The following is an 18,101-nucleotide window of genomic DNA, read 5'->3' as shown; positions in this document are numbered from 1 at the left end:
AACCTAGTCGCGCTTCCTGGTTTTCCTGAGCTGAGCTGCTTCCTGTTTCAGTTGCTCAGACTCATCCTGCAAGTCATTAGCGATGTCCGTCAGTTTCTCTACCCACGCTAGCACTTCAAGCTCCGACGGCGTTAGTCCCTCTCGAGCGATGTCGGGTAGTGAGAATTTTTTTGGAAGAGTCACGAGTGCGGATCAAATGATGTTGGTGCGACAAACGTTAACATCGTCATCCGCAGTTTACAAGCGCAATCATGAGCGCACGCAACGAAGCTATCGGCTACCTCGACCGCGTGCGCAGATCAAATAACACAGCACGGCGCGTGGTGCTCGCCCCGGGTTATTGAGAAGTTACAACGCTTGTTTGTAAGCTATTGAATTTAATCAGTAATTTTTTGGGCGATTGGGGCGAGGTGTCTTTCGAAGACTTGAACTTTCGGTAGAAATAACGTGTTCGACTTATAAAATTCCTAGGAATTGCTAATTTCTACCCCAGAACCTCAATTTTCGAGTATTTCCTCCTTAATCAAGCGCCACACAAAATAATTCGATAATCCTTACAACGGCTTGCCATTTACACCGTCGAAAACGCCATAACTAGCGTGATATTGCGACCGATCACCGATTACTGGCCAATAGCACGCGTGCAAACGCACGATCGTTCAGGATTTGTCGATCTCTGGGGGCGACTGGACGAATAATTGCGCACACAGCTCGCGGCCCGCATCGTTTAACGCGACGGAAGGCGGATTCGCCGGGTTTTCGCGGATCGTGTCCGGGTCATCCGGATTGGCCGGATCCAGCAACGCCGCGTCGGACAGCGCGGTCAGTTGACGTCTGAGGCTGCTCATCGGCACGCCCGATTGTTTCGATAACTTCGCGAGCGACCACGCCCGCCCGGGTGTCTCTTGCGCCGCCCGCCATAACTGCGCGAGGATCGCGATCAGTGCCGGGTCGATCCCATCGTCCATGCCGTCCATGTTTTTGTCCCTGTCCTTAGTCTCTGATTTTCTCGCGCGCCATGCCGGCGACCAGTTCGCCCAGCGTCTTCACCGCCGCTTCCGTCTGCACGTTCCAGGGATAACTGTAGTTGAGCCGGATGAAATGACGGAAGGCATCGCGCGATGAAAACATCGTGCCCGGTCCGATCGTGATCCCGAGTGCGAGCGCTGTTTCGTAGAGCTGCATCGAGTCGACATTGCCGGGTAACTGGACCCACAGCACATAGCCGCCCATGGGCGTGGACAGGTGCGTACCGGCGGGAAAGAAGCGCGTGACCATCGCGATCATGAGCCGTGCCTGCTGCCGGTACACCTTGCGCACATGCCGCAGATGACGGTCATAACCGCCCTGCCGAAGGTAGTCGGCTACCGCGATCTGCGGCACCGAAGGTGTGGTCAGCGTGTTCAGGAACTTGAGCTTTTCCACCTCGCGGCGGTAGCGACCGGGCATCGCCCAGCCGATCCGGTAAGACGCCGTCAGGCTCTTCGAAAATGAGGCGCAATGCAGCACCAAACCCTTTTTATCGAAGTTCTTGAGCGCCGACGGACGGGCTTCACCGTAGTACAGCTCCTGGTACACATCGTTTTCGATCACCGGGATTTCATGGCTGGCGAGCAGGCCGACAAGCCGTTCCTTGTTCGCGTCCGACATCACGAAACCCAGGGGATTCTGGAAATTCGGCATGACCATGCACGCGGCGATCCGGTGTTCGCGGATGATGATCGCGAGTGCGTCGATGTCGATACCTTCGGCCGGATGCGTCGGCACTTCGATCGCCCGCATGCCGAGGCGCTCGATTGCGTGGAGCATCGCGTAATAGGTCGGCGATTCGACCGCGACGGTGTCGCCCGGTTTCGCCACCGCCTGCAGGCTCAGGTTGATGGCCTCGGTGGCACCGACCGTGATGACGATCTCGTCGGGGTCGACGGGCACGCCATTCTCCGCGTAACGCCGTGCGATCTGGCGGATCAGTTCGGGGTTGCCGGGCGGCAGGTCGTCCATCAGGTTCCAGCTTGAATGCCGCCGCGCAATGGCGTTCGCCAACTGGTTGATGCGACGCCAGGGGAAAAGCGATGGGTCTGGATAAGGCGACCCCAGCGGCGTGGCGTCCTGCGAGCGGATGGAGCGAAGCGTGGACAAGACCAGGCGGCTGACATCGACTTTCGATGCAACCGGCGGCGGCTGGGAGGCGGCCTGACTAAACGCCGGCGACGCAGGCAGTTCGCGCACGAAGTAGCCTGATTGCGGCCGGGTTTCCAGTACACCCCGGCTTTCCAGCAGCGCGTAGGCATGCAGGACCGTCTTGATGCTGACGCCATGCTGGGCGCTCGCCTGACGCACCGACGGCACACGCTCGCCCACGGCAAACACTCCGCGCCGCACGGTTTCCTCGATCTCGAATGCCAGTTTTTCGTAAAGCGTCACGGGGTTGAATGAAGCTAAAAAGAGTAGGACGACAGGCACGAGGCCTAGGGAGCCGTCAACTGTACTCCTCGTCTATCTATTTTTCTGTATACCGCGTTACTTTCGGAACACAGTACGCTTGAGTCATTGGTGAAAACCCTCATGAATACGCGGCAGCATCGTGAAAAAAACCGAACCTCGCATTGAACCGTACACGCACCCGGCAGCCGGCTGGGGCGCGTTGAAATATGTCGCCCTCAATCTGCTCAAGGAAAAGGTGTCGGGCGGCAATTACCGCACGCTGTTTGGGCAGAACCAGCCTGACGGTTTCGATTGCCCCGGCTGCGCCTGGCCGGATCGCGAACATGCTTCCACGTTCGAATTCTGCGAAAACGGCGTGAAAGCCGTGGCGGCCGAGTCCACCAGCAAGCGTGTCACGCCCGCATTCTTCGAAGAACACACCGTCGAACAGTTAATGGCGCAGTCGGATTACGAGCTTGAACAGCATGGCCGCCTGACCGATCCGCTTGTCTACGACGCCGCCCGCGACCGCTACGTGCCCATTGCGTGGGATGACGCGTTCGCACTGATCGCGGACCATCTGAATCGCCTTGATGATCCCGATCGCGCCGCGTTTTATACCTCGGGCCGCGCGAGCAACGAAGCCGCGTTCCTGTACCAGTTGTTCGTGCGCATGTACGGCACGAACAACTTCCCCGACTGTTCGAACATGTGCCACGAAGCCACGAGCCGGGGTCTGCCGGGAACCGTGGGCGTGGGCAAGGGAACCGTGACGCTGGAAGATTTCGAACACGCGGACACCCTGCTGCTCTTCGGCCAGAATCCTGCGACGAACCATCCGAGGATGCTGGGAGAACTGCGCGAGTGTGCGAAACGCGGTGCGACGATCGTCTCGATCAACCCGCTGCGTGAACGCGGTCTGGAACGCTTCGCGAGCCCGCAGCATCCGGTCGAGATGCTCACGGGCGGCAGCACGAAAATCAGTTCGGTGTTCATCCGCCCGAAGATCGGCGGGGATTTTGCGTTGATCAAAGGCGTGGCGAAACGCGTAATCGAACTCGACGATGCAGCGCTCGAGCAAGGCTTGCCGCGCGTGCTCGATATCGCGTTCATCGCTGAGCATACGGTCGGTTTCGACGCCTTCGCCGAGGATCTGCGCGCCGAAAGCTGGGATGCGATCGTGGCGGAATCGGGCGTGCCGAAAGATGAAGTCCTGCAACTCGCCGATATCTACGCACGCGGCCGTGCCGTGATTTCGACATGGGGCATGGGTCTGACCCAGCACAAGAACTCAGTGCCGACCGTGCAGCTCCTGTCGAACCTGATGATGATGCGCGGGAACATCGGCCGGCTGGGTGCGGGACTGTGCCCGGTGCGCGGGCATTCGAATGTGCAGGGAGATCGCACGGTTGGAATCGAAGAGCAGCCGACGCAAGCGTTCCTCGACCGGCTCGGTGCCGCGTACGACTTCGAGCCGCCGCGCGAACATGGCTACGACGTCGTTCGTTCGATCGAAGCGATGCTCGCCGGCAAGCTGAAAGTGTTTATCGGGCTGGGTGGCAATTTTTCGATTGCGACGCCTGACACGCCCCGCGTATGGGAAGCGATGCGCTCGTGCGACCTCACCGTGCATATCACGACCAAGCTGAACCGCAGCCACCTCATTCATGGTCGCGACGCGTTGATCCTGCCGACGCTCGGCCGCACTGAAATCGACATGCAGAACGGCGTGGCTCAAGGCGTGAGCGTGGAAGACTCCATGAGCATGGTGCACATTTCGTACGGCATGAACCGCCCGGCTTCGCCGAACCTGTTGTCGGAGATCGCGATCGTCGCGCGCATGGCGCTGGCCACGCTCGGCAGCGCCAAGGTTGACTGGCTCGCGAATGCGAACGACTATGCGCTGATCCGCGACGGCATCGAGAAAGTGATTCCCGGATTCGAGAACTACAACGAGCGGCTGAAACACCCTGGCGGATTTCATCTGGGCGTCGCATCGCGCGACCGCGTGTGGAATACGCCGAGCGGCAAGGCGCAATTCCTGGTGCACGGCATCGAATTCGATACCCCCATCCACCGTGCGCGGACGGTTCACGGCGAGCGGTTGATGACGCTCATGACCACCCGTTCACACGATCAGTACAACACCACAATTTATGGTCTCGATGACCGTTATCGCGGTGTGTACGGCCAGCGGCGGGTGTTGTTCGCGAATCAGCTGGACATTGAAATGTTGGGGTTCGAAGCGGGTCAACGCGTGGATATCACGAGCGTTTGGGATGACGGCGTTGAGCGGCGCGCCGACAGTTTCCTGCTGGTCGCTTATGACATTCCCCGTGGCTGCCTCGGCGCGTATTACCCGGAGACCAATCCGCTCGTGCCGCTGTCAAGTGTTGCCGATGGCGCGGGGACGCCTACGTCGAAGTCCATTCCGGTGTTGTTGTGTGCTTCTTCCGAGAAGCAACGCGAAGCGGCTTGATACCGGGGCGCGTCAACCCTTTGGCGGTACCGCCCGCGCCTTGATCATGTCGTAAAGCGCCTGCGCGGCCGGTGACAGCCGCGCAGTCTTGCGGACCACCAGCACCAAGGCCCGCGAGACCACCGGATCCACCAGTTCGATCGTGCGGATAGTCGGATACGCGCCCTTTTGCACAGCAAGCCGCGGCACCACTGCCGCCGCAATACGCTCAGCCACCAGCCCGACCGCCGTCGAACTCCGCTGTACTTCATAGAACGACTGCAAGCCCAGGCCATTCGCACCCAGCGCGGTATCAAGCAACGCACGATTGCCGCTGACCTGCCCCGCGAATATCAGCGGATACGGCTGCAATTGTCTCCACGCCACCCGTCTGCGTTTGGCGAGCGGATGATCCTCGTGGCAGATCAGCACGTACTGGTCTTCGAGCAGCGGCATCGTCATGAGTTCGGGATGATGCGTGCCAGCGATATTGATACCGAACTCCGCTTCGCGACGCAGCACTGCATCGGCCACCGCCGACGACGCGTGATCGAGAATCTTGATCCGGTTATTCGGATATCGTGCCGAATACTCCTGCATGATGCGCGGCAAATATTGCACGCCGACCGTGGGCACGCATGCAATCGACACATCTCCACGCTCCGCCTTGCCCGTCTCGCGAATCTCGAGCAACGCGTCCCCCAGCTCTTCCAGCAAACGCCGCGCTTGCGGCAGAAAATCGCGGCCGATCAGACTGAGCGCGATCGAGCGCGTGGTGCGCTCGACCAGCGTCACGCCAAGAAAGTCTTCGAGCTTGCGCAAGCGCTGCGTGATCGCCGTCTGCGTGACATGCAATGAGTCGGCGGCGTTCTGGAAGCTGCCTTTATCGGCGATGGCAACAAATGCCTGCACGCCCAGGATGTCGATTTTCATAAGAATTATTGATCAATCAAAATAATAAATTCATTTTACGCGGACATCAGCGGTGCGCAAACTGGCGGCACCCCACACCCCTTCCCGCAGAGGAAACCATCATGTCAGCTCTTGACGAATCCCCCGTTGTAATGGCTGCGCGCCTCTATCCCGAGATGGCGCGCAAACTCGAGATCGTGCGCCGCCGTATCAGCAAGCCGCTCACACTCGCCGATAAAGTGCTGCTTGGCCATCTCGACGACCCGGCCGGTCAGGAACTCATCCCCGGTAGCAGCTACCTGAAGTTGCGCCCCGATCGCGTCGTGTTCCAGGACGTGCTCGGGCAGACCGGCATGCTGCAGTTCATGCAAACGCTGCGCGAACGCGTGGCCGTCCCGACCAGCATCCACTGCGATCACCTGATCCAGGCACGTGTTGACGGAGCCTCTGACCTGCGGATATCGGTGTTGGAAAACAGCGAGGTCTATGACTTCCTGCGCAGCGCCGCGGCCAAATATGGCGCGGGATTCTGGGAACCAGGCGCGGGCATCATCCACCAGGTTGTTCTGGAGCACTATGCATTTCCGGGAGCGTTGATTATTGGCACTGATTCGCACACGCCGAACGCCGGTGGACTGGGCGCGTGCGCGGTGGGTGTCGGCGGCGCGGACGCGGTAGAGACCATTGCCGGCTTGCCTTGGGAAGTGCTTTATCCGAAGCATATTGCCGTCTACCTGACCGGCGCATTGAGCGGATGGACCGCGCCAAAGGACGTGATCCTGAACGTGGCGGGCCAGCTCACTGTGTCCGGCGCGACCAACGCGATTGTCGAATACATCGGCCCCGGCGCGCGCACTATCAGCGCGACTGGCAAAGCAACCATCACCAACATGGGCGCGGAACTCGGTGCTACTACGTCTATGTTCCCCGCCGATGAACACATGCTCACGTACCTTGACGCCACGGGCCGTGGTGACCTCGCGCCGTTGATCCAGCAATATGCCTCTATGCTGTTCGAGCCGGATGCAGCCGTTGAAGCAGACCCGGAGCGCTACTACGACCGCGTGATCCGCATCGACTTGTCCGCATTGGAACCGCACATTGTCGGGCCACATTCGCCTGACCGTGCGCGACCGCTCTCGCACCTCGCGGCCGAACTCAAAAGCGCCGGCAACACAATTCCCGAAACCATTTCCGCCGCGCTCATCGGCAGTTGCACGAACTCGTCTTACGAGGACATGAGCCGCGCCGCCGATGTCGCCGCGCAAGCTCGCGCACATGGGCTGAAGGCAGTCGTCCCGTTCCTCGTCACGCCGGGTTCGGAACAGGTCCGCGCAACGATCGCGCGCGATGGTCAGCTCGATGAACTCGAAGCGCTCGGCGGGACCGTGCTCGCGAACGCTTGTGGTCCTTGCATCGGCCAGTGGCATCGCGATCCGCGTGCGACGGCGACGCCGAATGCCATCGTCACGTCATATAACCGAAACTTCCCGCGCCGCAACGACGGCTCGCCTGCGACCATGAACCTGATCGCCAGTCCGGAGATTGTGACGGCGCTCACGCTGGCCGGCCGGTTGTCGTTCAATCCGGCCACGGACTCGCTCATTGGCGCGGACGGCAAGCCGTTCATGCTCACGGCGCCGAAGCCCGCACCCGAAGTGCCGCCGACCCGCTTCGCGCCCGGTCGCACAACCTATGTCGCACCGCCCGCAGACGGTCGCGATATCACGCTGAGCGTCGACCCGGCCAGCGAGCGCATCCAGTTGATGCAGCCGTGGGCCGCGTGGGATGGACGTGACTTCACCGGCATGCCGGTCGTGCTGAAAACCCGCGGCAAGACGACGACCGACCACATCTCGCCCGCCGGGCCGTGGCTGCGCTTTCGTGGTCACCTCGATAAATTCAGTGACAACCTGCTCAACGGTGCGACCAATGCGTACACGGGCGAGATCGGCAAGACAACGAATGGTCTGACAGGCGAAAGTGGCCTCACGCCTGCGCAAGCGGCCCGTCAATACCGTGCGGCCGGGCAAGCTTGGGTGGTCATTGGCGATTCGAATTACGGAGAAGGCAGCAGCCGCGAGCATGCGGCGTTGTCGCCCCGGCTTCTGGGTGGTGCGGCGGTGATTGCCCGCAGCTTCGCTCGCATTCATGAGTCGAACCTGAAGAAGCAAGGTCTGCTTGCACTGACATTTGTTGATCCGGATGACTACGACCGGATCCTGGACGACGACCGGATCGACCTGATCGGGCTTGACCGTCTTGCACCCAAGGAACCGGTCGAGTGCCGGTTCAACCACGCGGATGGCAGCAGCGAAACCGTGTGGCTCAAGCACTCGTACAGCGACGCTCAGTTGCAGTGGTTCCGCGCAGGGTCCGCATTGAACGTGCTGCATAAGTCGGCGGCGTAGTAGGGCACGCTGGCTTTCTGAGCGTAAGCCGCCCGCGTGAAACATTGCTTCCTGGACAACGCGAGGCGACGGACGGGACATCGGTGGCTTGCATTCCTTACGGCGTCGCCTATGTATAACCGGTTACCTGGTTCACGCGCGTTAGAACCTGCGACCGGTGAGTCTCATGCGGTACCTTAGTCAAATCGAGTCAAAGCTTGAACGCTGACGCCCGCGGTTTCCGGCTGCTGAAGCCGCTCGAAACTGCACTCCATCGTCACCTATCTATTGAGGAATGACACAATGAGCTGGTCTGCCAAGCAATATGTAACCTTTGAAAACGAGCGTAATCGTCCCATACGCGATCTGCTCGCTGCCGTTCCCGACATCGACGCGCGCACTGTCGTGGACGTCGGATGTGGTCCCGGCAATTCGACCGAAGCGCTCATGGCGCGCTTTCCAGATGCGGCAGCAAGCGGATTCGACAGTTCACCGGACATGATCGAAGCAGCCTCCAAGCGGTTGCCGCAAGTTCACTTCGAGATCGCCGATATCAAGGCATGGCATGCACCCGGTCCGTTCGATGTGATCCTCGCCAACGCGGTGTTCCAGTGGTTGCCCGATCACGCCAGCTTGTTTCCCGCCCTTGTCGCGAAGCTTTCACCCGGCGGCAGTCTCGCGGTTCAGATGCCGGACAATCTCGAGGAGCCGGCACATCGGCTGATGCGTGAAGTTGCGGCCGATGGCCCTTGGGCCAGCAAGCTGTCCGAGGTCGCGAAGGCCCGGACGCCGATGGCCAGTCCCGCGTGGTATTTCGAACTGCTTCGGTCGTGCGGTGCGAAACCCGATGTATGGCGGACTACTTATCATCATCCGTTGGCGGGGGGTGCGGATGCGGTCGTCGAGTGGTTCAAGGGAAGTGGCCTGCGGCCGTTTCTGGATCCGCTTACTGAAGACGAACGGCTGGCATTTCTGGAGCGTTACAAGACAGCGGTTGGGCTCGCTTATCCGGCGTCAGCGGACGGGACGGTGCTGCTGCCGTTTCCGCGATTGTTCGTGATCGCCGTGCGCCAGGACGGACGTTAGCGCTTGCTTCGCGCCGATGGACCAAGGGTTCCGTCGGTGCAAACTAAGCAGATCGCTCATAGAACCGCACCTCGAAAACCCTCGCGTGAGTCATCTTAAAAATCGTATATACTGTTTATACCTTTACTCGATTGGAGACTCCATGCCCGGACCCGCTACGAAGGCCCCTAGCAAGAAGGCTTTTCATTTCCCCAAGACCGCGGAAACGGCTGCTGCCGAGCCGACAGTAAGCAAACGCAAGTCGGCCGCCACACCAGCGGTCGAAGCGGCAAAGGAAACCCAAGGCAAGGCAGCGCAAGCGCCGGCTAAAACGAAAGTTAAAGCTGCGCCAGTCGAGTCCGTCACCGCCGAGGAAAAAGTCAAACGGCCGAAAAAGGAAAAGGTCGTCCGTGACAGCTTCACGATGCCCAAATCCGATTACGACAAAATCGGCCTGTTGAAACAAAAATGCCTCGCCAACGGCGTGCACGTCAAAAAAGGCGAGCTCTTGCGGGCGGGTTTGCTCATACTTGAGCGCGCGAACATCGAGCAACTCACTGCGGCTGTTGCTGCCGTCGAGATAGTCAAAACAGGAAGGCCAGGCAAGTCCTGAGCGTACCAGGCGTCCTGAAGCAGCCATTTATGTTTTCGGCCGCATCAGGACGCATCGAAAAAACAGGCCGTGGGCATGAGACCATTAAGCGTAGCCTCCGCAAGTTTTGCGGAGTTCGATGACCTCAATGCCATCCTGGCGGCCGGCGGCGCGCGCTTTGAATCGCGCACGGTGGGCGAAATACGCGCCGGCGCACACGCCTTCCCGATCCTTACCGCGGCGATCGGATCGAACGATCCCGAAGCGCCCGCCATTGGCTTTTTTGGCGGCGTGCACGGCCTGGAGCGCATCGGTACGCAGTTGATCCTCGACTACATGCGCGCGCTGCTACGGCGTCTTGAATGGGACGAACTGCTGCACGAACAGTTGCGCGCCGTGCGGCTCGTTTTCATGCCGATCGTGAATCCGGGTGGCATGTGGGCGCAAACCCGCTCGAATCCGAACGGTGTCGATCTGATGCGCAATGCCCCTCAAAGCGCTGAAGGACGTGTCCCCTTCCTTGCGGGCGGCCAGCGTATTGGGTCATGGCTGCCGTGGTATCGCGGTCCGGCCCAAGGGTCGCTCGAACTCGAAAGCGCCGCGTTGCTCGATGTCGTGAAGCAGGAGCTCATGAGCCGCCCGCTGAGCCTTGCGCTCGACTGTCATTCAGGTTACGGCTGGGACGACAGCATCTGGTTTCCTTATGCGCGAACCAAGCAACAAATGCCCCATCTCCCCGAGATGTATCAGCTCAAGACCATGTTCGAACAGGCGTATCCGCATCACGGCTACGCGTTCGAACCACAAAGCCATCAATACCTGCTTCACGGCGACCTGTGGGACTGTGCCTACGACCAGACGCCCGCGCCCAACGTGTTCCTCCCCATGACCCTGGAACTGGGATCATGGCGCTGGATCCGAAAAAATCCCAGCCAGATATTTTCCCGATTGGGCATGTTCAATCCGGTCAAGGCGCACCGGGTCGAACGGGTGTTGCGCCGTCACGCCAACTTCCTGGACTTCCTGACCCGGGCGGCGTTTGCATCGAATAGGTGGCTTCCCAAGGGCGACGCGAGAAAACAGGTTCTCGAGCGTGCCATGGAACACTGGCAGCGAAAATCCTCACGATGAGCACGTGGATCTTGCTGCGCGGACTCACGCGCGAGGGTCGTCACTGGGGATCGTTTCCCGAGCAGCTGCGCGTTGAAACGGGTTTTAATGGCGATGCGAATAGCATTACGCTGCTTGAACTACCGGGGAACGGCCGCGAGAACGCGCTCAGCGCCCCGCTCGATGTGACGGACATGGTGGAGTTCGTCCGCTCGCGTGCTGCCGATGCCGGGTTGTTGCCGCCGTATCGGTTGCTTGCCATGTCGCTGGGCGGCATGGTCGCGACCGGCTGGGCACAACGCTATCCGGAAGAGGTCGAACGGCTGGTGCTTATCAACACCAGCATGCGGCCGTTCAGCGCCATGAGCGAGCGCCTTCGACCCGAGGCATGGCCCGCGCTCATGCGCGCGGCTGCCTCATGGGCGAATGCAACGAAGTGCGAGACCATCGTCCACGACCTGACGTGCAACCGGCTGGATACCCAGGCCGCTGACATCGCCGCATGGGCCGCGATCAGGCAGAGCGCTCCGGTGAGCGCGGCGAATGGCCTTCGCCAACTGTGGGCGGCGGCGCGCTTTCGCGCCGACAGTCAACCGCCCGCTTGCCCTACCCTGCTGCTTTCATCGAAGGCGGACCGGTTGGTCAATCCGATCTGCTCCACGCGCATAGCGGCTGGTTGGGGAACAGCTCACGCTGTACATGCGTGGGCGGGTCACGATCTGCCCCATGACGATCCCGTCTGGGCCAGCAAGGCGATTGCCGACTGGTTGCGCAACTTGCAACGACACTCGGATGAACCACCGGTTGTGTCCGATGGACGCGCGGTCTGTTGAGACAAAATAAACTTGTATGGCGATGGCTTTTGAGATGCAGCGAAGTCCTCGGCGAACGCTCGGAGACGCAATGACATTCCTATGCGCGGCGTTATCCATGGACGCTGTCGCACCTGCCAGAAGGGGCATCGACATCGGCAGCCTGGCACCAGGCCGGCCCCTGGTACTACAAGTTCGTTGAACTGGCTGGATACGTACTTTCGAGCGCGCTCACTCACGCAGGTAACTCCATAATCTGACTGGATCAATTAATTAGTATACCTTTCGAGTATTAATGACACTAGCTCACGCTTTCATCTCGTTCTTGGATTTTCGGCAGTCCTCCGAACCACGTTCTCGCTTTGTCTCGGCTTCAGCGAGGCGCCCGGATTTTGGTGTGATGCGATATATCAGCTGCCAGTTAGCCGGTATCTCGGGAAGGCGCGTGGAAAGGCTGTTTTGAAGGCGCTACATTCAGGCCAGATTACAACAAGGAAAATCAAGTTGTTGCAGGCCAGCATTTTGTCTGGAAATGTCCGTGGCGTGATTGAACGTTTAATCGGGTCACGAAAAAAACTTCCATTTCAACATTGAGTGATTCAGCCTCTCTCTCGGTTTCTTGGAAACCTGCGATATTGCGCCGTGCCGCGAATGCTGCGGGAGATTGGATTTCCGGTAATAGCATCCATGCCGCGATCGTCCGCTCCATTTAGCCGCGCCGCTGAAAACGGCGCGTTTTAATAACAAGCGCAATGAAAGCTTTCAAAGTGGCGAGCGCCATGCGCGAATCAACGAGTCCGGGCACGCAATACTCGCTGGTTATTCAAGACCTGTCAGCAGGTCGTCAATCGCGAGATAGACGCGCTCCACCACTTCCGGCCCTACCGTGCGCTCCAACTCTGATTGACCTGACCGGGAAAATCCTGAGTCCATCGGACTACACGGTCGATCCCGCGGGTTTCGTCATTCATGGCCCGATTCACGAGCATGTGGAAGATGCGCATTACGTCATGCATACTCATACAACGGCTGGGCTCTCGGTAGCGTGCATGGAGGACGGTTGTCGTACGCGAATTTCTGCTCCGCCCAGCTGCGTGACATGGTCGCTCATCATCCGTTCGAGGGCATTACGGTCCGCAACGAAGAGAAGTCGAGGTTGTTAAGCTCGATGGGTAACAAACGCCTGCTGATCCTTCGTAACCACGGCCTGCTCTCGCACACGCATTCCATGCCTGGAAATACGCTGCCCATCAGCGATGAAATCGTCAAAGGCACCACGCGGGATTCGCTACAGTTTTCGCCCGCGCACGGCGCTGGGGAAAATGTCCTGGCCGCACTCATTCGACGCGTCCATCGCATCGACGCTTCTTACAGGGGATAGATTTGAATCAACAAGCCATCAAAATCACCGTGGTTGGCGGGGGTGCCATCGGCGGTATTGTCGCTGCTCGCCTGGCGCGTGCCGGCGTTGCCGTGAGCCTGCTGGCGCGCGGGCCGCATCTTGACGCCATACAACGCAATGGACTGACCGTGGTTGAAGGCGACGACCGGTATGCAATCGATATCAACGCGACCGACCAGCCCGGCACGCTCGGCGCGCAGGACCTGCTGTTCATCTGCCTGAAAGGACCGGCGCTGATACAGGCAGCCAGCTCATTGGCGCCGCTCGTGAACGCGGGTACACACATTGTTTCGGCAATGAACGGGGTGCCCTGGTGGTTCCTGAACTCATTCGGTGGCCGCCTAGAAGGACAACGGCTCGAATCGGTCGATCCGGCAGGCGTGGTTTCCTCTGCGCTACCGCCGTCGCAGGTCTCGGGCTGTGTGGTGCATCTTTCCTCGTCAATCGCCGAGCCTGGCGTGATTAAAAAGGGCAATGGCAACCAGCTTATTGTCGGGCCCGCCGCTCCGGGCGTCACCGATCGGGCGGCCCGTGCCATCGAATTGCTCCGCGTCGCTCAATTTGACGTAACGGCATCAAGCCAGATTCGTAGCGATATCTGGGCCAAGCTGTGGGGCAACATGACCATGAACCCCATCAGCGCGATCACCCGTTCCACCGCCGACGTGATTCTCGACGACCCGTTGACGGCGCAGCTTGTCGTCTCGATCATGGAGGAGGCGCGGCGTATCGGCGAAGAGATCGGTATTGAACTGAACATGACCGCCCAGGCGCGTAACGCACAAACCCGCAAGCTCGGTGCGTTCAAGACGTCGATGCTGCAGGACGTGGAAGCAGGCCGTCAACTCGAGATAGAAGCGATCCTGGGTGCGCCTCATGAGCTGGCCGCGAAGGCTGGAATACCGGCGCCGTTTCTTAGCGTCCTGTATGGGCTCGCCGGCCAGTTGAATGCCAATCTGGCCGGCCTTGCCAACGCGCCGACGCGCTAGGCATAGTGCAGATCAGGTCAGCGTCAGTCCGCAAGGCGAATGCAGCGGCTTCGCGAAGTCTTCCAGCGGACGCGTCGGGTAAGCCGGATCGAATGCGGCGCCATCGTACTTCTTGCAGAACTCGATGGTCCGCCATCTCGCGCACGCCAGTGCGATCAACGCTAACCACACGGCACCAACCACGGCTTCGGCCATGCTCATACTGTCGGCAAGCGGGCCGCGATGCGCCGCAGGAGAGGCGTCGTGGCTAGTCCCGTCTGCCGTACAGGATCTACTTGGTATATTGCGGACAATAAATGCGATAATATTACATCGCATTTAGCGCAACCTGGACGCTTGAACACAATGTACGTCGCCGATCAACCCTCCTCTGGAATGAACCGCCATGGCGATGCGCGCGCTTGTGTTAAGTGCGCGACCCGTCTTCGCCGATGTGATCGTTCAGACCAGAGCCAAGCTCGAAACCAGCGTCGTGCAAGCGCAGCGCCAGCGTCAGAAATTTTGTCCTGCAATGGATTCTTTCGGACGTAAAATGCGCGGCTACGACGTTTGGAAGCCGGTGAGAATCCGGCACGGTCGCGCCACTGTAACTGGTCAGGAAAGGGCCAGAAGTCAGACCTGGGCGTCGTAACCCCGCAATTATTTATGGGGCGCGAAACCCCTGGAGATTTACGCATGACCCACGCTGCCAGCGTTGTGACACTTCCCGCACCCCTGCTTCTCTTGATCGACAGCCGATCGACAGCCAATCGTCCGCGCTGCTGCTGACACCCTCACCCGGGTCGCCAGGCGCGCCGCCGAGTAGAGCGGCGCCCGCCGCTCGCGCAGACAAAAGACATCAACGTCATTCGATCAATCACGGCCGCGCCGTGACTTCGCTAAGCGAGGGTCGAGACGGTGACCGCGAAGCAGACCGAGGCGCGTGGCTACCAGAGCGTCTCGGACGCCGTCAGCCGCGCGATCGGATTCGTCAGCACCGGCTCGCCCGGCAACGGTGGCACGGCGCTCAGCGTGCGCGGCTTCAGCGGCCAGGAATCAGTCATGACGCTCTATGACGGCACGCGGCTCTATCCCGGCGCAGGCACCATGAAGTATCCCTTCGACAGCTGGGCTGTCGATCGGATCGACGTGCTGCGCGGACCCGCGCGCTCCGCCAAACTTATCTCCACCATGAGCTTCTGATCCCATGTCCTGCGGACTTCACATCGATCATCTGAGCTGGTCGCCCGCTGAACGCGAACGGCATGAGCAAGCGCACTTGCTGCGCGCGATCACGCTCGACGCGGCGCGCGGCGAATTTGTCGGTTTGATTGGTCCGAACGGAAGCGGCAAGACGAGTTTGCTCCGATGTGCGTTTCGTTTCTCGGCGCCCCACGAAGGCTCGGTCGCGCTCGACACAACGGATGTCTGGGACGCATCTCCACGTTGGGCTGCACAGCGTATAGCGGTCTTGCTGCAGGAATTACCCGAGGACTTTGGTCTCACGGTCGAGCAGATCGCACGCATGGGCCGCACGCCGCACAAGCGCCTGCTTGACGGCGATACGCTTGAAGACGCGCGGATCGTGGAAGGCGCGCTGCGTGACGTCGAGCTATGGCATGAGCGAAACCGTGCGTTTGCGTCACTCTCGGGCGGTGAGAAACAGCGCGCGTTGCTCGCTCGTGCGTTGGTGCAGCGTCCGTGCGTGTTAATGCTGGACGAGCCGACGAACCATCTCGATCTTCTCCACCAGATCGAGCTGCTGAAACTGGTCAAGAGCCAGAACATCACCACGCTGGCGACCATCCACGACCTGAACCTTGCGGCTGCCTTCTGCGATAGGCTCTACGTGATTGCAAACGGCGCGATCGTCACGCACGGCACGCCTGAAGAAGTCCTGACATCGTCCATGCTCAAAACAGTTTTCCATGTTGAAGCAATCGTCGACCGTCATCCAGTCTCTCAATGTCCTCGCATCACTCTTATCCATTCGACATGATCCGATCCTTCCTTCTAGCGTTCGCGGCATTGCTTCTCGCCTCGGTCTCTACGCAAGCGAATGCCGGCGGCTACCCCGTCACCATTCAAAGCTGCAATCGCGAAGTGGTATTTCAGCACGCACCCGAACACGCGGTCAGCAACGACGTGAACCTCACGGAGATGATGCTTGCCCTCGGCCTGAAGCAGCACATGGCGGGTTATACCGGCATCAGTGGCTGGAACACCGGCAATCAAGCGCTGCGAGCCCAGCTCAAGGGCGTGCCGGAACTGGCGCGGCAGTATCCGTCGGTTGAAATACTGGTCAACGCGGGTGTCGATTTTTACTTCGCGGGCTGGAACTACGGCATGCAGGTCGGCGGCCCCATCACGCCGGCCAGCCTCGCGCCGCTCGGCATTGAGGTGTACGAGCTGACCGAGTCATGTGCCCATGTGATGCGCCGCCCCGCTGCCTCATTCGACGATGTCTATAACGACCTGCGCAACCTGGGCCGCATCTTCAACGTCGAAGCCCGGGCAAACAGGTTGATCGGCGAGATGCAGGCTCGGCTCGCCGCGGTAACGCAACGGATTGGCGACAAAGCGGCCATGCCTCGCGTGTTCGTCTATGACAGCGGCGAGGACACCCCTTACACGGCAGGCGCGCTCGCCATGCCGACCGCGATGATTAAAGCAGCCGGGGGCAGCAACATAGTGGGCGACGTGCAGGAGAGCTGGACCCGCGTAAGCTGGGAGAGCGTTGTCGCGCGCAATCCGCAAGCGATCGTGATCGTCGACTACGGCACAATCACGGCCGCGCAGAAGATCCAGTTCTTGCTCGATCAACCGGCGCTCCGCAATCTCGATGCGATCCGCGCGCGGCGCTTCATCACGATTGCATACGACGCCGCCACGCCAGGCATTCGGAACGTCGCTGCGGTCGAAACCATTGCTCGCGGACTGCATCCCGAGGCGTTCGCGAAGTGAGGCGTATCGCTGCAACGCTAATCATTGCGGGTCTCGGTGTCGCGCTGCTCGTTTCTATCGTGCTGGCCACCGGGCTCGGCCCGACATCGATTGCACCGCGCCTTACCTCCCGCATCGTGCTCGCGCACTTGTCGAATGGGAGCGGCGGCTGGAGCACGTCGACGGACACCATCGTATGGTTGATCCGCTTGCCGCGCGTGCTGCTCGCCGGAATTGTGGGGGCTTCGCTCGCCATGGTCGGGGTCGCGCTACAGGCCGTCACGGCCAACCGTCTCGCCGATCCTCATCTGCTCGGCGTCAGTTCCGGCGCGACGCTCGGAGCGGTGGCCGCGACCCTGTTCCTTGGCGCGATCTTCGGTCCGTTCACGCTTTCGCTGATGGCGTTTATCGGCGCGCTGCTGGCGACGGCAATGGTCATCGCACTCGCGCATCGCCGAGGCCGGCTCGACTCGGACCGGTTGCTGCTTTCCGGCGTTGCTGTGTCGTTCGTGATGCTCGCAGGGGCCAACCTGCTGCTTTATCTCGGCGACCAGCGCGCTGCGTCTTCCATCCTGTTCTGGACGCTTGGCGGCGTCGGCCTCGCACGTTGGGGCCTGCTCGGCGTGCCAGCGTCGCTCGCCTTGCTCGGCGGAATCTTGCTGCTGGGGCGCCGCCGGGAACTCAATGCATTGATGACCGGCGATCTGGCCGCGGTGTCGCTGGGTGTGCCGGTCAGCAGGATGCGCTGGGAGATTTTTCTCGTCAGCGCGCTCGTCACCGGTGCGATGGTGGCGGTGAGTGGCGCGATAGGCTTCATCGGGCTGGTCACGCCGCACTTGTGCCGGCCATTGGTCGGCGCAGAGCACGGGCGCTTGTTGCCGGTTTCGGCCCTGGGCGGCGCCATCCTGCTGATCTGGGCGGATGTGGCAGCGCGTACGCTGATTGCGCCGGAAGATCTGCCGATAGGCGTAGTCACCGCGTTGCTGGGTGGGACGTTTTTTATCGTGCTGATGCGCTTCGGCGGG

General features: G+C 60.4%; 17 protein-coding genes, 2 pseudogenes and 1 riboswitch. Of the genes and pseudogenes, 13 read left to right on the top strand and 6 right to left on the bottom strand.

From position 1 onward, the window contains the following. Positions 1-659: 659 nt before the first annotated feature. Positions 660-968: an ArsR family transcriptional regulator gene (locus tag BSU04_RS26805; protein ID WP_373452874.1), complete on the bottom strand. Its 309-nt coding sequence runs from the start codon at positions 966-968 to the stop codon at positions 660-662. Positions 969-993: 25 nt separating this feature from the next. Further along, positions 994-2,424, bottom strand: a complete 1,431-nt coding sequence (locus BSU04_RS26800) for an aminotransferase-like domain-containing protein (RefSeq protein ID WP_089163409.1) — start codon at positions 2,422-2,424, stop codon at positions 994-996. A 160-nt stretch (positions 2,425-2,584) separates the two neighbouring features. Here BSU04_RS26800 and BSU04_RS26795 point away from each other — a divergent pair, with 160 nt between their 5' ends. Next, positions 2,585-4,903, top strand: a complete 2,319-nt coding sequence (locus BSU04_RS26795) for an FdhF/YdeP family oxidoreductase (protein WP_089163407.1) — start codon at positions 2,585-2,587, stop codon at positions 4,901-4,903. A gap of 12 nt (positions 4,904-4,915) precedes the next feature. On the opposite strand, the gene BSU04_RS26790 is transcribed toward BSU04_RS26795, so the two are convergent. Beyond that, positions 4,916-5,815, bottom strand: a complete 900-nt coding sequence (locus BSU04_RS26790) for a LysR family transcriptional regulator (RefSeq protein ID WP_089163406.1) — start codon at positions 5,813-5,815, stop codon at positions 4,916-4,918. 101 nt (positions 5,816-5,916) lie between these two features. Between BSU04_RS26790 and BSU04_RS26785 the strand changes: the two genes are divergently transcribed. The 5 genes from BSU04_RS26785 (at position 5,917) to BSU04_RS26765 (ending at position 11,784) form a co-directional block, all read left to right on the top strand. Further along, positions 5,917-8,205 (top strand): aconitate hydratase, encoded by a 2,289-nt coding sequence (locus BSU04_RS26785; protein WP_089163405.1) that lies wholly within the window; start codon positions 5,917-5,919, stop codon positions 8,203-8,205. Between the two features lie 282 nt (positions 8,206-8,487). Next, positions 8,488-9,270: a trans-aconitate 2-methyltransferase gene (gene tam / locus BSU04_RS26780; RefSeq protein ID WP_089163404.1), complete on the top strand. Its 783-nt coding sequence runs from the start codon at positions 8,488-8,490 to the stop codon at positions 9,268-9,270. A gap of 85 nt (positions 9,271-9,355) precedes the next feature. Next, a complete protein-coding gene (locus BSU04_RS26775; RefSeq protein ID WP_306427230.1) occupies positions 9,356-9,862 on the top strand; it encodes a hypothetical protein in 507 nt (168 codons plus the stop codon). 75 nt (positions 9,863-9,937) lie between these two features. Next, positions 9,938-10,972, top strand: a complete 1,035-nt coding sequence (locus BSU04_RS26770) for a M14 family zinc carboxypeptidase (protein WP_089163402.1) — start codon at positions 9,938-9,940, stop codon at positions 10,970-10,972. Then, a complete protein-coding gene (locus BSU04_RS26765; RefSeq protein ID WP_089163401.1) occupies positions 10,969-11,784 on the top strand; it encodes an alpha/beta fold hydrolase in 816 nt (271 codons plus the stop codon). Before BSU04_RS26770 ends, BSU04_RS26765 begins: the two co-directional genes overlap by 4 nt. A gap of 478 nt (positions 11,785-12,262) precedes the next feature. Here the strand turns inward: BSU04_RS26765 and BSU04_RS45725 are convergent, their stop codons facing one another. Continuing rightward, complete coding sequence (locus tag BSU04_RS45725) at positions 12,263-12,472, bottom strand: hypothetical protein (RefSeq protein WP_144021366.1); 210 nt, start codon at positions 12,470-12,472, stop codon at positions 12,263-12,265. Between the two features lie 110 nt (positions 12,473-12,582). After that, positions 12,583-12,663 (bottom strand): annotated as a pseudogene (locus BSU04_RS48935) (homoprotocatechuate degradation operon regulator HpaR); the annotation flags it as partial. Between BSU04_RS48935 and BSU04_RS48930 the strand changes: the two are divergent. The 3 genes from BSU04_RS48930 to BSU04_RS26755 are packed head-to-tail and all read left to right on the top strand — an operon-like array spanning position 12,663 to position 14,154. After that, positions 12,663-12,926 (top strand): class II aldolase/adducin family protein, encoded by a 264-nt coding sequence (locus tag BSU04_RS48930; protein WP_373452873.1) that lies wholly within the window; start codon positions 12,663-12,665, stop codon positions 12,924-12,926. The pseudogene BSU04_RS48935 and the gene BSU04_RS48930 sit on opposite strands and share 1 nt — an antisense overlap. Then, the gene (locus BSU04_RS47995) at positions 12,824-13,144 is read left to right on the top strand and encodes a hypothetical protein (protein ID WP_256983307.1); all 321 of its coding nucleotides are present in this window, start codon (positions 12,824-12,826) and stop codon (positions 13,142-13,144) included. The genes BSU04_RS48930 and BSU04_RS47995 overlap by 103 nt, the downstream gene beginning before the upstream one ends. A 2-nt stretch (positions 13,145-13,146) precedes the next feature. Continuing rightward, on the top strand, positions 13,147-14,154 hold the full coding sequence (locus tag BSU04_RS26755) for a ketopantoate reductase family protein (protein WP_089163400.1): 1,008 nt from the start codon (positions 13,147-13,149) through the stop codon (positions 14,152-14,154). 12 nt (positions 14,155-14,166) lie between these two features. Here the strand turns inward: BSU04_RS26755 and BSU04_RS26750 are convergent, their stop codons facing one another. After that, positions 14,167-14,355, bottom strand: a complete 189-nt coding sequence (locus tag BSU04_RS26750) for a hypothetical protein (protein WP_089163399.1) — start codon at positions 14,353-14,355, stop codon at positions 14,167-14,169. A 323-nt stretch (positions 14,356-14,678) separates the two neighbouring features. Beyond that, positions 14,679-14,828: riboswitch (adenosylcobalamin (AdoCbl) riboswitch) on the top strand. A 208-nt stretch (positions 14,829-15,036) separates the two neighbouring features. Here BSU04_RS26750 and BSU04_RS26745 point away from each other — a divergent pair. The 4 genes and pseudogenes from BSU04_RS26745 to BSU04_RS26730 all read left to right on the top strand — a co-directional run. After that, positions 15,037-15,300 (top strand): annotated as a pseudogene (locus BSU04_RS26745) (Plug domain-containing protein); the annotation flags it as partial. A gap of 40 nt (positions 15,301-15,340) precedes the next feature. Further along, positions 15,341-16,132: an ABC transporter ATP-binding protein gene (locus BSU04_RS26740; RefSeq protein WP_089163397.1), complete on the top strand. Its 792-nt coding sequence runs from the start codon at positions 15,341-15,343 to the stop codon at positions 16,130-16,132. Continuing rightward, the gene (locus tag BSU04_RS26735; RefSeq protein WP_089163396.1) at positions 16,129-17,097 is read left to right on the top strand and encodes an ABC transporter substrate-binding protein; all 969 of its coding nucleotides are present in this window, start codon (positions 16,129-16,131) and stop codon (positions 17,095-17,097) included. The genes BSU04_RS26740 and BSU04_RS26735 overlap by 4 nt, the downstream gene beginning before the upstream one ends. After that, positions 17,094-18,101 (top strand): FecCD family ABC transporter permease (locus BSU04_RS26730; protein ID WP_144021365.1); only part of this gene is annotated, 1,008 nt, incomplete at its 3' end. The genes BSU04_RS26735 and BSU04_RS26730, both read left to right, overlap by 4 nt.

The organism is Caballeronia sordidicola, assembly GCF_002220365.1.
In the GTDB taxonomy this organism is placed as follows: Bacteria; Pseudomonadota; Gammaproteobacteria; order Burkholderiales; family Burkholderiaceae; genus Caballeronia; species Caballeronia sordidicola_C.
This window is presented reverse-complemented; position numbering and strand designations above follow the sequence as displayed.

What these genes read in the sequence shown, in the direction of transcription:
- BSU04_RS26805 (WP_373452874.1), bottom strand. Translation starts at nt 968, where the DNA reads ATGGACGATGGGATCGACCCGGCACTGATCGCGATCCTCGCGCAGTTA.
- BSU04_RS26790 (WP_089163406.1), bottom strand. Translation starts at nt 5,815, where the DNA reads ATGAAAATCGACATCCTGGGCGTGCAGGCATTTGTTGCCATCGCCGAT.
- BSU04_RS26785 (WP_089163405.1), top strand. Translation starts at nt 5,917, where the DNA reads ATGTCAGCTCTTGACGAATCCCCCGTTGTAATGGCTGCGCGCCTCTAT.
- tam (WP_089163404.1), top strand. Translation starts at nt 8,488, where the DNA reads ATGAGCTGGTCTGCCAAGCAATATGTAACCTTTGAAAACGAGCGTAAT.
- BSU04_RS26770 (WP_089163402.1), top strand. Translation starts at nt 9,938, where the DNA reads ATGAGACCATTAAGCGTAGCCTCCGCAAGTTTTGCGGAGTTCGATGAC.
- BSU04_RS26765 (WP_089163401.1), top strand. Translation starts at nt 10,969, where the DNA reads ATGAGCACGTGGATCTTGCTGCGCGGACTCACGCGCGAGGGTCGTCAC.
- BSU04_RS45725 (WP_144021366.1), bottom strand. Translation starts at nt 12,472, where the DNA reads ATGGAGCGGACGATCGCGGCATGGATGCTATTACCGGAAATCCAATCT.
- BSU04_RS26750 (WP_089163399.1), bottom strand. Translation starts at nt 14,355, where the DNA reads ATGAGCATGGCCGAAGCCGTGGTTGGTGCCGTGTGGTTAGCGTTGATC.
- BSU04_RS26740 (WP_089163397.1), top strand. Translation starts at nt 15,341, where the DNA reads ATGTCCTGCGGACTTCACATCGATCATCTGAGCTGGTCGCCCGCTGAA.
- BSU04_RS26735 (WP_089163396.1), top strand. Translation starts at nt 16,129, where the DNA reads ATGATCCGATCCTTCCTTCTAGCGTTCGCGGCATTGCTTCTCGCCTCG.